The 13797-nt window shown below is 72.8% G+C and carries 11 protein-coding genes; 8 read left to right on the top strand and 3 right to left on the bottom strand.

The genetic code is table 11. From position 1 onward, the window contains the following. The first annotated feature begins 2 nt into the window (after positions 1-2). From ABZU91_RS27430 to ltaE, 3 genes are read left to right on the top strand one after another with little or no spacing between them, the layout of a single operon-like run. Positions 3-938, top strand: a complete 936-nt coding sequence (locus tag ABZU91_RS27430; RefSeq protein ID WP_355246315.1) for a kinase — start codon at positions 3-5, stop codon at positions 936-938. Beyond that, positions 938-3211 carry a pyridoxal-phosphate dependent enzyme gene (locus ABZU91_RS27435; RefSeq protein ID WP_355246317.1) on the top strand — a complete coding sequence of 758 codons (2274 nt, stop codon included), beginning with the start codon at positions 938-940 and terminating at the stop codon, positions 3209-3211. Before ABZU91_RS27430 ends, ABZU91_RS27435 begins: the two co-directional genes overlap by 1 nt. Further along, the gene (ltaE, locus tag ABZU91_RS27440) at positions 3208-4245 is read left to right on the top strand and encodes a low-specificity L-threonine aldolase (protein WP_355246320.1); all 1038 of its coding nucleotides are present in this window, start codon (positions 3208-3210) and stop codon (positions 4243-4245) included. The genes ABZU91_RS27435 and ltaE overlap by 4 nt, the downstream gene beginning before the upstream one ends. On the opposite strand, the gene ABZU91_RS27445 is transcribed toward ltaE, so the two are convergent. Then, positions 4232-7333 (bottom strand): amino acid adenylation domain-containing protein, encoded by a 3102-nt coding sequence (locus ABZU91_RS27445; RefSeq protein WP_355246323.1) that lies wholly within the window; start codon positions 7331-7333, stop codon positions 4232-4234. The two genes, ltaE and ABZU91_RS27445, sit on opposite strands and share 14 nt — an antisense overlap. A gap of 319 nt (positions 7334-7652) precedes the next feature. On the opposite strand from ABZU91_RS27445, the gene ABZU91_RS27450 reads away from it, so the two are divergent. The 3 genes from ABZU91_RS27450 to ABZU91_RS27460 all read left to right on the top strand — a co-directional run bounded on the left by ABZU91_RS27450 (position 7653) and on the right by ABZU91_RS27460 (position 9988). Next, positions 7653-7922, top strand: coding sequence for a hypothetical protein (locus tag ABZU91_RS27450; RefSeq protein WP_355246326.1), 270 nt, complete (start codon positions 7653-7655; stop codon positions 7920-7922). Then, entirely contained in the window at positions 7922-8959 is a 1038-nt protein-coding gene (locus tag ABZU91_RS27455) for a hypothetical protein (RefSeq protein WP_355246329.1), read from the top strand. The genes ABZU91_RS27450 and ABZU91_RS27455 overlap by 1 nt, the downstream gene beginning before the upstream one ends. 99 nt (positions 8960-9058) lie before the next feature. Beyond that, positions 9059-9988 (top strand): LLM class F420-dependent oxidoreductase, encoded by a 930-nt coding sequence (locus tag ABZU91_RS27460; RefSeq protein ID WP_355246332.1) that lies wholly within the window; start codon positions 9059-9061, stop codon positions 9986-9988. 13 nt (positions 9989-10001) lie between these two features. On the opposite strand, the gene ABZU91_RS27465 is transcribed toward ABZU91_RS27460, so the two are convergent. Further along, positions 10002-10424 (bottom strand): hypothetical protein, encoded by a 423-nt coding sequence (locus ABZU91_RS27465; RefSeq protein WP_355246335.1) that lies wholly within the window; start codon positions 10422-10424, stop codon positions 10002-10004. Between the two features lie 189 nt (positions 10425-10613). Between ABZU91_RS27465 and ABZU91_RS27470 the strand changes: the two genes are divergently transcribed. Together ABZU91_RS27470 and ABZU91_RS27475 are read left to right on the top strand one after the other, a co-directional pair. Then, the gene (locus tag ABZU91_RS27470; protein WP_355246338.1) at positions 10614-11297 is read left to right on the top strand and encodes a hypothetical protein; all 684 of its coding nucleotides are present in this window, start codon (positions 10614-10616) and stop codon (positions 11295-11297) included. Continuing rightward, the gene (locus tag ABZU91_RS27475; RefSeq protein ID WP_355246341.1) at positions 11294-12571 is read left to right on the top strand and encodes an FAD-binding protein; all 1278 of its coding nucleotides are present in this window, start codon (positions 11294-11296) and stop codon (positions 12569-12571) included. The genes ABZU91_RS27470 and ABZU91_RS27475 overlap by 4 nt, the downstream gene beginning before the upstream one ends. Positions 12572-12651: 80 nt before the next feature. On the opposite strand, the gene ABZU91_RS27480 is transcribed toward ABZU91_RS27475, so the two are convergent. Further along, a complete protein-coding gene (locus tag ABZU91_RS27480; RefSeq protein ID WP_355246344.1) occupies positions 12652-13791 on the bottom strand; it encodes a site-2 protease family protein in 1140 nt (379 codons plus the stop codon). Positions 13792-13797: the final 6 nt, after the last annotated feature.

Genomic DNA, 13797 nt, shown 5'->3' on the forward strand with positions numbered 1-13797 from the left:
ACATGGGCGAGGGGGCGTGCACGGCCGATCGGGACGCGCTGCTGGCGGCCACCGGCCGGCTCGGCGTCGGTACGGCGTTCGGCACCTTCGGCGAGCTGTTGCAGGGCGTCCTGCCCGACGCCGACCGGGACTTCCTGGTGACGTTCCCGATGGCCCAGTGGGCGACCGCCACCTTCTGGCCGACGAACGACCTCGACCACATCCGCGTCTTCCCCCGGCACAAGCGCAAGTCGGCCCGGCTGGCGGCCACCATCATGGAGCTGTTCGGCCTGTCCGGCGGCGGTGTGCTGGAGCTGGGCGGCGAGCTGGCCGAGGGCAAGGGCTTCGCCAGCTCGTCGGCGGACCTGGTGGCCACCGCACGGGCGGTCGGGGACGCGTTCGGCATGCCGCTGAGCGAGCGCACCATCGAGTCGCTGCTGCGCCAGATCGAGCCCTCCGACGGCGTCATGTACGACGGGATCGTCGCCTTCTACCACCGTGAGGTGCGGCTGCGGGAGAGGATCGGCGTCCTGCCCCCGCTCACCGTGGTGGCGCACGACGAGGGCGGCGCGGTCGACACCATCCGTTTCAACCGCATCCCCAAGCCGTTCGACGATGCCGACAAGCAGGAGTACGCCCACCTGCTCACCGCCCTCACCGCGGCGGTACGCGCCGGTGACCTGCCCGCCGTCGGCCGGGTCACCACCCGCAGCGCCGTCCTCAACGGCAAGCTGCGTCCGCGCCGGCACTTCGACGTGGTGCACCGGCTCTGCCGCGACGTCGAGGGTTACGGCCTGGTCATCGCGCACAGCGGCACCGCCCTCGGCGTCCTGCTCGCCGAGGACGACCCGGAACGCGCCGCGAAGATCGACCACGTACGCCTGGCCTGCGCCGCGCTGCCCGGCCAGGTGACCGTGCACCGGTCGCTCGGCGCCGACGAACTTCCCGGGAGCGGCTGATGCGCTTCGATGCGATCCGCGACGCCATCGGCCACACCCCGTTGGTCCGTCTGCGGATGCCCGACACGCCGGCCGTCGAGGTGTACGCGAAGCTGGAGTTGCAGAACCTGTACGGGATGAAGGACCGGGTCGCCCGCGCGATGATCATCGAGGCGCGTCGGCTCGGTGTGCTCGCCGACGGTGACCCGGTGGTGGAGAGCTCGTCGGGCACCATGGCACTCGGCGTGGCCCTGGTCGGCCGCTCGCTCGGGCACCCGGTGCACATCGTCACCGACCCCCGGATCGACCGGGTGACCCTGGCGAAGCTGCGCGCACTCGGCTGCGAGGTGCACGTCGTGTCGGCGATGACCTCGCACGGGTGGCAGAGCGCCCGGATCGAGCGGCTTCAGGAACTGCTGGCCGGGCTGCCCGGGGCGTTCTGGCCGCAGCAGTACACCAACCCGGACAATCCCGGTGCGTACCGGTGGCTGGCCGACGAGGTGCTCGCCGACCTCGGCCCGTTCGACGTGCTGGTCGGCTCGGTGGGCAGCGGCGGGTCGCTCTGCGGCAGTTCCCGGGCGCTGCGCCGACGCCTGCCCGAGCTGCGGGTGGTCGGGGTGGACTGCGTGGGCAGCATGCTGTTCGGTCAGCCGGACCAGCCGGGCCGCCTCCAGAGCGGTCTGGGCAACAGCCTCCTGCCAGCGAACCTGGACCGCCGGCTGATCGACGAGGTGCACTGGCTCAACGACCACGAGGCGTTCGTGGCCACCCGGGAGCTGGCCCGCGAGCAGCAGATCTTCGCCGGCAACACGTCCGGCTCGGTCTACCGGGTGCTGTGCGACGTGGCCCGTCGTACCCCGCCCGGTGGTCGGGTGGTCGGCATCTTCCCCGACCGTGGCGACCGGTACGCCGACACCGTCTACGACGACGACTACTGGGCCGCCACCGGGCTCACCGCGCTGCCGCTGGCCGCCGAGCCGGCCGTCGTCGAGCCGGACACCGTGGTGACGTCGTGGTCGCGGGCGGCCCTCGCACCGCCGGCCGACCAGCGGCACCTGCTCTTCGTCGAGTCCAACACCACCGGCACCGGGATGCTCGCCCTGCGCCGCGCCGCCGACCTGGGCTTCCGTCCGGTGCTGCTGACCGCCGACCCGACCCGGTACGCCGGACTGGCTCAGACGGGGGCCGAGGTCCTGGTCTGCGACACCGCGTCGGTGCCGGCGCTGCGCGCGTTCGTGCAGGCCCGCTACCGCCGCGAGGAGTTGGCCGGGGTGACGAGCACGAGCGACTTCTTCGTCCCGGCGGTGGCCGAGCTGACCGGCTGGCTCGGGCTGCCCGGCAACCCCGTCGACGCGGTGCTGACCTGCCGGGACAAGGGTCGGCTGCGGGTGGCGCTGGACGCCGCCGGGGTGCGCCAACCCCGCTACGCGATCGTCGAGGAGAGCCCGGCCGCGACACTCGCCGCTCGGGTGGCGGCAGCGGTCGAGCAGGCGGGCCTGCCGTGCGTGGTGAAGCCGGTCGACGACTCCGGGTCCAACGGCGTCCGGCTCTGCGCCACCGTCGCCGAGGCGCTCGCCCAGACCGAGCGCGTCCTCGCCGTACGCCACAACGTGCGCGGCCTGCCCACCGCCCGGCGGGTGCTGGTGGAGGCGTACCTCGACGGACCGGAGGTGAGCGTGGAGCTGTTCGGCACGGGCGAAACCCAGCACTGCCTGGGCATCACCGACAAGCGGGTCGACCCGCCGCCGTACTTCGTGGAGCGGCAGCACGTCTTCCCGGCAGGGCTGCCACCGGAGGCCGCCGCGGAGGTGACCGACCTGGTTCGCCGGGCGCTGACGGCGGTGGGCATGAGCGTCGGCGCGACACACACCGAGGTGCGGCTCACGCCCGCCGGGCCGGCTCTGGTCGAGATCAATCCGCGGCCGGCCGGTGGGATGATCCCCGAGCTCATCCGTGCCGCGACGGGTGTGGAACTGCTCGACGCGCAACTGCGCGCGGCGACCGGTCTGCCGGTGACGCTCACCCCGACCAGCAAGGGGTACGCGGGTATCCGCTTCCTCACCGCCGACCGCGCCGGCACCCTCGCCGGCGTGGACGGGGTCCAGGAGGCCAGCCGCTGCGCGGGAGTACGGGGGGTGACCGTCACCGCCGGCCCGGGCACGCCGGTCCGGCCGCCGGAGAACGCGTACGACCGGGTGGGGCACCTGATCGCCGTCGGGGACGACGCCGCCCAGGTGCTCGCCGTCCTCGCCGAGGCCGGCGACCTGCTCACGGTGCGGGTGGACGTGTCGTGATCGAGCTGCGCAGCGACACCTTCACCCTGCCCACCCCGGCCATGCGCGACGCGATGGTCCGCGCCCCACTCGGGGACGACGTGTACGGCGAGGACCCGACCGTCCGCGAGCTGGAGGAGTTGGCCGCGTCCACGCTGGGCAAACAGGCGGCGTGCCTCACCCCCAGCGGCACGATGGCCAACCTGGCGACGATCATGACGCACGCGCCACGCGGCGCGGCCATGCTCGTGGGCGCGGAGAGCGACATCTACATCTACGAGGCCGGTGGCGCGTCGGTCTGCGGCGGCGTGACCTACCAGCCGGTGCCGAACCAGCCCGACGGCCGTCTGCTGCTGAGCGACCTGGCCGCCGGGTTCCCCGACGACCCCGACGACCCGCAGTTCGCCGTACCCGCGTTGATCTGCCTGGAGAACACGCAGAACCGCTGCGGCGGCAAGATCCTGCCCACGGCCTACCTGGCCGAGGTCCGCCGGTTCGCCGACGAGCGCGGCGTTCCGGTGCACCTCGACGGCGCGCGGATCTTCAACGCGGCGGTCGGCGCGGGCATCGACGTCGCGGAGATCGCCCGGTACGCCGATTCGGTGCAGTTCTGCCTCTCCAAGGGGCTCGGCGCGCCGATCGGCTCGATGGTGGTCGGTGATGCCGACGTCATCGAGCGCGTGCGTCGGATCCGCAAGATGCTCGGCGGTGGGATGCGCCAGGCCGGCGTCATCGCGGCGGCCGGCATCATCGCGATCCGCGAACACGGCCGGCTCGCCGAGGACCACGCGAACGCCCGTCGACTCGCCGAAGGGTTGGCCACCATCGACGGGATCGAGGTCGATCCGGCGTCGGTGCAGACCAACATCGTCATGTTCCGGGTGCCGGAGCACCGGCTGACCCGGGCGCGGTTCCTCGCCGAGGCCCACGCCGCGGGGGTGGCCCTGGCCGAGTTGGGGCACGGCCGGGTCCGGGCGGTCACCCATTCGGGCGTGACCGGCGCGGACGTCGAGCGCGCGCTGACGGTGATCGACGAGGTGCTCAGCCGGCCCTGAGCGCGGCCCGCACCTCGCCGGTCGTGGCGTCCGGCTGGGCCGTCACGACGTCGAGCACGCGGCGCAGGTCGGTCAACAGCCGCCCGCCCTCGGCCGGGCTCACCGCGTCGTCCTCGATCAGCAGACGTAGCACCAGCTCCGGGGTCGGCTCCACCACCAGGGTCAACGGGTAGCCGGTGCTCTCCACCACGTCGACCGGGGACAGTCCGGCCGGCAGGGGCGGGTGGTTCTGGAAGACCACGATGCTGTGGAACAGCGGTGTGCCCGGTGACAGGTCGCTGGCGCGGGTGATGTCGGTCAGCGACTGGTGCTCGTACTCCCGGCTGGCGACCTGCTGGGCCTGCACGGCCCGCAGCGTCTCGGCGAAGGGTGCGTCGGGGTCGAACCGCACCCGTAACGGCACCGTGTTGATCAGTAGGCCGACGATCGAGTCCGCGCCGGGCAGGTCGTCGGGTCGGCCGGCGACCGTCACCCCGACCACCACGTCGTCGCTGTCGGCGTACCCGGCCAGGACCAGCGCCCACGCGCCGAGCGTCACGGCGTACGGCGTCACGCCGGCGCTGGCGGCGTGGCCGGTCAGCGCGGCCCGCAGCCGGTCGGCGAGGGGCAGCCGTGCCACGCCGGTGCCCGGCAACCCCACCTGCCGTTCGACGGCGGGGAAGTCCACGGTGGCGGCGCTGCCCGGCGCGGGCACCGGAGGGCGAGGCAGCGGGGTGGGCGCCGCGAAGCCGGCGAGCAGCCGCTTCCAGTGGTCGGTCGCCCGGTCCGCCTCGGCCAGCCAGCGCAGATGCCGCCGTGGCGGGATCACCGGCTCGCGTCGCCCGTCCAGCACCTCGGCGAGCAGGATGGCCAGGCTCCACCCGTCGAGCAGCAGATGGTGGAAGGTGAGCACGAGGTCGACGCCCTCTGTCGCCCGGCGGACGAGCGTGAGCCGTACCGGCGGCGCGGCGCCCAGGTCGAACCCGGCGTGGCGCTCGTCGGCCAGCAGCCGTCGCAGGTCGACCGGCCCGTCGAGCACCCGCACGTCGGGTGGGTGCCCCTCGTGGACGAGCTGCACCGGCTCGGCGACGTCCTCCCACCGGACGGTCGTGCGCAGCGCCGGATGCCGGTGCACCGCCTCCCGCCACGCGTCCGCCAGCACGGCCACGTCCACCGGCCGGTTCAGCCGGTAGACGTGCTGCTGGAGGTAGTCCGCCGCGCCGAGGGAGAGCAGGGTGTGAAAGAGCATGCCCTCCTGCATGGGGGTCAGCGGGTACCCGTCGACCGGCCGCGCCGGACCGCTCAGCAGCGCCGGGTCGACCGGGCAGAGCGCGAACGGCGGGCCGTCCCGCAGCTCCGGCGTCGGACCGGCCACCTGGACGTGCGGCGTGAGCGCGGTGAGCGTCGGGTACGCGAACAGCTGCCGGGTGGTCAACCGGAGTCCGGACCGGCGTGCCAGCGCCACCACCCGCATGGCCAGCACCGAGTCACCGCCCAGGGCGAAGAAGTCGTCGTCGGGGCCCACCCGGCCCCGCTCGAGCACCTGTGACCAGAGCGCGGCCAGTCGGGCCGGCACGCCGTCGGCTGGCGGGTCCACCGGCTCCGGCCCGTCGTCGGGTGGCGCGGGCAACGCCCGACGATCGGTCTTGCCGCTCGGTGTGACCGGGAGGTGGTCCAGGTGCACGAACAGCGCGGGCACCATGTAGTCGGGCAGCCGGCGGGTCAGCCGGGCACGCAGCTCGTCCACCGGGGAACCGGGCGGGGCCACGTACGCGACCAGCTGCGGATGCCCGGAGGCGAGATGCCGTACGGTCACCGCCGCCTCGCGGACCCCCTCGTGCTCCAGCAGCGTCTGCTCGATCTCGCCCAGCTCGACGCGGTTGCCGCGGATCTTCACCTGCCCGTCACGGCGGCCCACGAAGTCGAACTCGCCGTCGGGTAGCCGGCGGGCCAGGTCGCCGGTGCGGTAGAGCCGGCCGGAGCCGCCCGGGTCGGGCACGAACACCTCGGCCGTCAACGCCGGGCGACGGTGGTAGCCGCGGGCCAGGCCGATCCCACCGATGTACAGCTCGCCGACGACACCGGTGGGCGTCGGGGTCAGGTGGTCGTCCAGCACGTGCAGGCTGACGTTGGCGATCGGGACGCCGATCGGCACGCTCGTCCCGTGCAGTGGCGGCCGGACCCGGTGTGCGGAGACGTCCACCGACGCCTCGGTGGGGCCGTACAGGTTGTGCAGGTCACCCGGGAGCCGCCGGGTCGCCTCCCGGGCCAGGGCGACCGGCAGGGCCTCACCGCTGCACATCACGCGTCGGAGCGTCGGCATGGACGGCAGGTCGGGTTCGGCCAGGAACTGCGCCAGCATCGTCGGCACGAAGTGCAGCGTGGTCACGTTCCGCCGGACGACCGTCGCCGCCAGGTAGGCGGGGTCGCGGTGCCCGCCCGGACGGGCCAGCACCAGCCGGGCCCCGGCGACCAGCGGCCAGAAGAACTCCCACACCGACACGTCGAAGCCGTACGGGGTCTTCTGCAGCACCACGTCGTCGGCGCGTAGCCGGTAGGTGTCCTGCATCCAGCCGATCCGGTTGACGATGCCCCGGTGTGGCACGCACACGCCCTTGGGTCGGCCCGTCGAACCGGACGTGTAGATGAGGTAGGCAAGGCTGTCCGGGCTGGCGCGCCGGGGCGGTGGGCTGGTCGGCCCTGGCTGCGCCGACTCGTCGTCCACGACGCACCACCGCGCCGGGTCGACGCCGGGAACCCGGTCGAGCAGGTGGCGCTGCGCCAACACGACCGGCGGATCGGCGTCGTCGAGCTGGTAGCCCAGCCGCTCGGCGGGCAGGTCCGGGTCGAGCGGCACGTACGCCCCGCCGGCGACGAGCACTCCGAGCAGCGCGACGACCAGGTCGACCCCACGTTCGGCGACGACCCCGACCGGGGTGTCCACATCGATCCCGCGAGCGCGCAGGCGATGGGCGAGCCGGTTGGCGCGGGCCACCAGATCGGCGTAGCGCAGCTCCCCGTCGTCGGCCAGCACGGCCACCGCGTCGGGCGTCCGGGCGGCCTGCTCGGTCACCAGGTCGTGCAGGCACGTCTCGTCGGCTCGCGGCACGCCGGTAGTCCAGCACAGCGCGCTGTCGGCGAGCTTTCGATCGGCTATCCCCACGGCCGACGCATAGTCCGACACCGGGCGTTTGTCGCTAACCGGACAAGACGGTAAAGCCCCTGGTAGAGCACCCTTGAGGCAGGTGAGGAGACAGCGGATGTCGGGCCACATCCCCACTCTCCGGAGACACCCTCCATCGCGGGCGACGTCGCCCAACCGGCGCGTCGCCCACGTGCCCGACAACCCCACGCATCGTGGATCCCGCCTCGTCCGGCGTCGCTCACCCGCGCGCCCGACCCGGCGACCGAATCAGAGAGGCCCTGTCATGGCGGCTCCTACCGCGACCGCAGCCCTGAACGCATCCGTCTTCGCGCCGGGTGACCAGATGCTGCTGACCGTCACGTACTCCGACGCCGACACCAAACCGCTGACCGTCACCATCGTGGTCACCGACGCGCAGGGCAACAGCAGCGCGCCGGTCAAGGTCACCGCGGTCATCGACCCGCTCACCGTGAGCGTCTCCGACAACTCCGGGCGTACCTGGACCCGGGTCTCCGACAACGGCTCCGTGGCCGTGTACCGGGCGGTGGCGTGATGCCCCGGGTCACCGTCCAGGTCCGTGACTCGGCCGGCAACACGGCGACGACAGGTGTCGACTACAGCCTGCGCCAACCGGTGCTCGGCGGCTACTACCTGTCCGGCGGGGCCGACCCCACCGCCGACATGGCCGGCGGCAACTTCCGCTCGCTGACCCAGTACCGCAGCTTCGCCGACGGCTACATCTTCCCCGGCTACAACCGGCCGTGGCTGGTCAACCTGGGCAAGGCCGGCGTGCAGATGAACATGGTGCTGGAGTTGAAGCACTACGGCGCCGGCGACGCCGGGCCGCAGACCTTCACCGTGGACGGCGTCACCTACACCGTGCCGGCCCCGGCGATGACGATCCAGCAACGCCCCGGCACCACCTGGCCGAAGGCGTACGGCTACACCCAGGTGCTCAACGGCCAGTGCGACGGGTTGTTCGCTCGTGCCCTGTCGCAGTACCGGACGCTCGGCTTCGGGGTGAACATCCAACTCGCGTCCGAGTTGGACACCGACCACGAGTTCGGCACGACCGAGGCCGGCAAGGCGTACACCTGGGCCGAGTCGGACGCGCGGGCGGTGCAGGCCGTGACCTACATCGTCACCTGGTTCAAGGCCCGGACCCTGCCCACCGGGACGACCTTCTCGGTCGGTCTGGGTGGCTTCGACCGGGCGTGTTTCCAGCGCACCCACCCCGAGTCACTGATGTCGCGGCTGGACTACCTCCAGTGGAACGCCTACGCGACGGCCGTCGGGCAGACCGCGCTGGCCCGCTTCCGCCGGACGAAGGACTGGGCGGTGGCGGATCTCGGCCCGGTGGCGCTGTCCCGGCCCGTGATCATCGCGGAGTACGGGGTGCGCGCGGCCGAGATCCCCAACCAGCCGGCCTGGATCGCCACCGTTCCGGCGGCGATCGCCCAGCTCAACGCCGAGCGGGGGCCTCTCATCGCCCGGACCAACTACTTCAACTCCGGGTGGGGCACCCTGTCGCCGAAGTCGGCCGGCTTGGCGGCGCTGCGGACCGCGTACGCCACCAGGCCGTACGTCTGATCCACGCAGCGGCTCCGGGGTGGCCGGGTGGGCGACCCGGCAGGGGAGGAAGCCGGCCGTCCCGGAGCGGCAGCCGAGGCGGCTATCTATGCTCGGAGCATGGAACTGCGGATCTTCACCGAACCCCAGCAGGGCGCCACGTACGACCAGCTTCTCGCGGTGGCGCGGCACGCCGAGGACGCCGGTTTCGGCGCGTTCTTCCGATCCGACCACTACCTCAAGATGGGCTCGGTGAGCGGCGACCCCGGCCCCACCGACGCGTGGACCACGCTGGCCGGACTGGCCCGTGACACCAGCCGCATCCGACTCGGCACGCTGATGACCGCCGCCACCTTCCGGCTGCCCGGCCCGCTGGCGATCACGGTGGCGCAGGTGGACCAGATGAGCGGCGGTCGCGTGGAGCTGGGCATCGGCACCGGCTGGTACGGCGACGAGCACACCGCGTACGGCATCCCGTTCCCGGCCCTGGGTGAGCGGTTCGACCGGCTCGAAGAGCAGCTCGCGATCATCACCGGGATGTGGGACACCCCGGCGGGCGAGACGTTCAGCCACCCGGGCCGGTACTACCCGGTCAGCGACTCCCCGGCCCTGCCCAAGCCGGTGCAGCAGCCACGCCCTCCGATCCTGCTGGGCGGGATGGGGCCGAAGCGGACGCCCCGGCTGGCCGCCCGCTACGCGGACGAGTTCAACCTGCCGTTCGCGTCGGCGGCGGACTCGGCCGCGCAGTTCGACCGTGTCCGCGCGGCGTGCGGCGAGATCGGCCGCGACCCGGCGGAGCTGGTCTGGTCCAACGCGCTCGTGCTCTGCTGCGGCCGCAACGACGCCGAGGTGTCCCGCCGGGCCGCCGCCATCGGCCGCGACGCGGACGAGCTGCGGGCCAACGGCGTCGCCGGTACGCCCGACGAGGTCCTGGACACCATCGGCCGGTACGCGAAGATCGGCAGCCAGCGCATCTACCTCCAGGTGCTGGACCTCGGCGACCTGGACCACCTCGACCTGGTGGCGAGCGAGGTGCTGGCGAACCTGTGAGCCGGACGGCCGGTCAGGCGCGGTGCTGCGCGTGCCGGCCCGGGTCGCCCAGCACGGTGTCCAGCCGGCCGTCGCGGTCACTGTCCACATAGGTGATGTCCGGTACGCCGTCACCGTTCACGTCGATCTGGACGATGTCGGCGACGCCGTCACCGTCGAGGTCGGTGACCACCTCGACCGACCCGTCCAGGTGCCGCGTCACGATCGACCGCGACTCGCCGACCGGCTCGCGGGGCGGTGGCCCGGGCGCAGGTACGGGCGTCGGCGCGGGCGCGGGTGCGGGTGTCGGACGGGGGCCGGGCGTGGGTCCCGGGTGGTTCGGCAACCGGACGCCCGGCGGCGCGCTGGCCTGCTCGACCACACTGCCGGTCGGGTCCAGCTCCTCCTCGGAGGGGAAGACGTCACCTCGTGCGGCCGGATCACGGTAGCTGCTCATGGGCGTAGGGTTCCCCGACGACGACGAGAACAACCGTGCCCGATCGACCGGTGTCCCTGGTGCCCGGTTCGGCGGAAGATGTCGGGACCGACGCCACGGTCATGAAACGGGGGTCCGAGCGTGGAATTGCGCCGGAATCGGGGGGCCCGTGCGCTCGCCCTGGTGTGCGTACTCGGTGGAGTGCTTCTGTTGGTCTATCCCAGCGACCGCGCCCTGCTACGGACGATCATCGCGGTGGGCGCGATCGCGCTCGGCGCGGTGGCGCTGGTCAGCGCGTTGCGGCCGTTCCGGTTCGGAATCCACGCGGACGGGCTCAGCATCCGACGACCCGGCCTGCGCCGGGAGTTCCGGTGGGCCGAGGTCGAGACGGTGGTCCTCGACGAGCCGCCTCGGCGCGACGGTTACCCGACGCCGCCGAGGCTGCTGCTGGTGCCGGCGCAGGCTCTGCCGCGTGAGCTGGTGACGGCCCGACACCCGCTCGACGGCCGGCCGGCCATCGAACTGCTCGTCCTCGACCAGGTCCGCGAGCAGCCCGAGCAGGTGGCCGAAGCGCTCACCCAGCATGGCGGAGACCGCTTCGTCGACCTGCTCGCCCGGCGGCGCGCCGCCTTCGCCATTCCGGATCTCACCGTCGGCCTGCGCGGTTATGCGATGGACCGGGTCGATCGGCTGATCCGGCGCGGCCAGGACGCCCTGCTGTCCGGCGACGCGGCGGCCCGGCAGGCAGCCCGGGGTGAGATCGAACGAGCCACCGCGGCCGGTCTGCCGATCGCCCAACGTGGTTACAACACGTCCCAGACGGATACGGTTCTGGACGCGCTCGTCGCCGCCCTGGCCGACCAGCAGTCCACCGATCGGGAGACCGCCACGTGACCACCCCGGGACCGAACGCCACCTCGACCGCAGCTCCCGAGGTGCCGCGCCGCAACTGGGCCGGCAACGTCCGCTACGCGGCCCGGGCGTTCCACCGGCCGACCTCGCTCGACGAGCTGCGTCGCCTCGTCGCCGGCAGCCGGCGCGTTCGCGCGCTGGGCACCGGGCACTCCTTCAACCGCCTCGGTGACACCGACGGCGACCTGGTCAGCCTCGCCGGCCTGCCCGAGAGCGTCGCGGTGGACCGCGAGCGCGCCCAGGTCACCGTGAGCGGCGCGATGCGCTACGGCGACCTCGCCCGACACCTGCACACCCAGGGGTACGCCCTGGCCAACATGGCCTCGCTGCCGCACATCTCGGTCGCCGGCGCGGTGGCCACCGCCACCCACGGCTCCGGCCCCACCCACGGCAACCTGGCCAGCGCCGTCGCCGGCCTGGAGCTGGTCACCGCCGACGGCGACCTGCTGCGGATCGACCGCGACACCGACACATTCGCCGGGATGGTGGTGGGGCTCGGCGCGCTCGGCCTGGTCACCCGGGTCACCCTGGACCTGGTGCCGACCTTCGAGCTGCGCCAGTACGTACGGCTCGACCTCGACCCCGACGCGTTGGACGAGGCGTTCGACTCGGCGTACAGCGTGAGCGTCTTCACCGACTGGCGTACGCCCCAACTGCGGGAGGTTTGGCGCAAGCAGTTCGCGGACCAGCCGCCCCCGGAGGCGGACTGGCTCGGCACCACCGCCGCCGACCAGCCCCGGCATCCGGTCCTCGGCATGCCGCCGGAGAACTGCACCCCGCAACTCGGCGAGCCGGGCCCGTGGCACGAGCGGCTGCCGCACTTCAAGCTCGGCTTCACCCCGAGCAGCGGTGACGAGTTGCAGTCCGAGTACCACCTGCCGCGCAGCGCGGCGGCCGACGCCCTCGCCGCGCTGGCCGACGTGGCGCACCTGATCGCCCCGGTCCTGCACGTCTGCGAGCTGCGGACGGTGGCCGCCGACGAGCTGTGGCTCAGCCCCAATTACCAGCGGGACAGCTTCGTCGTCCACTTCACCTGGATCGCCGACACCGACGCGGTGCTGCCCGTGCTGGCGGCGGTGGAGGAGCGCCTGGCGCGGTTCGCGCCGCGCCCCCACTGGGGCAAGGTCTTCGTCACCGACCCGACCGAGCTGGCCGCCCGCTACCCCCGCCACGCCGACTTCACAGCCCTGCTGACCAACCTGGACCCCAAGGCCAAGTTCCACACCAACCAGCTAGACCACTACTTCCCCCGCTGACCTCGCTGATCCTCGCTGATCCCCGGTGATCATGAAGTTGTTGCCTTCGGGCGCGGCGTGTCGGCGCAACAACTTCATGATCACTGCGAGGAGGCGGGGGCGCGCAGGGTGGCGCGTTGGGCAGCGCGGGAGATGTCGCTGGGGGAGACGATTCCCGTCAGGCGGCCATCGTCGCCTACCACCAGGGCGCGACCGTCGGCGCATTCACTGAGCCGGGGGAGCAGGTCGTTGAGCTGTTCGCCTGGCTGGGCGAGCACCAGCTCGTCGGCCCGGCAGGCGACCTCGGCCAGCGTGGTCGACGCCCGTCGCTCGGCGGGTACGCCCCGCACCCGGTCGACGGTGACCAGGCCGGTCGGACGACCCTGCTCGGTCAGCGGCAGCGCCGAGTGCCGGTACGCGAAGAGGTAGTGGTCGACGAAGTCGGCGACCGTCATGTCCGCCGAGGCGGTCTGCGGCTCTGGCGTCATCACGTCGACGACCCGGATTCCGCGCAGCGCGGTTCCGGTGCGGGCCTGCCGCTCCTCCATCCCGGCGGCGCCGATCAGGAACCAGCCGATCAGCGCCAACCAGAGCCCGCCGAAGCCGACGCCGGACAGGAACTGCCACAACCCGAGGCCGATGAGCAGCGCGCCGAGGACCCAACCGGCCCGAGCGGCGACCACGGACGCCCGGGTCCGGTCGCCGGTGGCCTTCCACACCGCCGCGCGCAGCAGCCGGCCACCGTCCAGCGGCGCGGCCGGCAGCACGTTGAAGATCGCCAGCAGCACGTTGATACCGGCCAGCCACGCGACCGCGCCGAAGAGCAGCCCACCCTGCCCGGCGAGCGTTATCAGCAACGCGATGGCGCCGAAGAACGCCCCGAGCAGCAGGCTGACCAGCGGGCCGACACCCGCGATGCGCAGTTCCGCGCCGGGGTCGCGCGGCTCGCCCTTCAGCTCGGCCACGCCACCGAACAGCCACAGGGTGATGCCGTCGACGGTCAGCCCGTTGCGCTTGGCCACCACGGCGTGCGACACCTCGTGGGCGAGCAGGCCGACGAAGAAGACCACCGCCGCCGCCAGACCCGCGAGGGTGTACGCCACGGGTGAGCGGTCCGGGTACGAGCGGGGGAACTGGTTGGCGGCCAGCCCCCACGCGATCAACGCGAAGATGACCAGAACGCTCCAGTTGACGCCGACCGGCACCCCCGCGATCCGACCGAGCCGAAAACTCGCCCTCATTCTCGG

The organism is Micromonospora sp. NPDC005174, from assembly GCF_040608495.1.
Lineage (GTDB): Bacteria > Actinomycetota > Actinomycetes > Mycobacteriales > Micromonosporaceae > Micromonospora.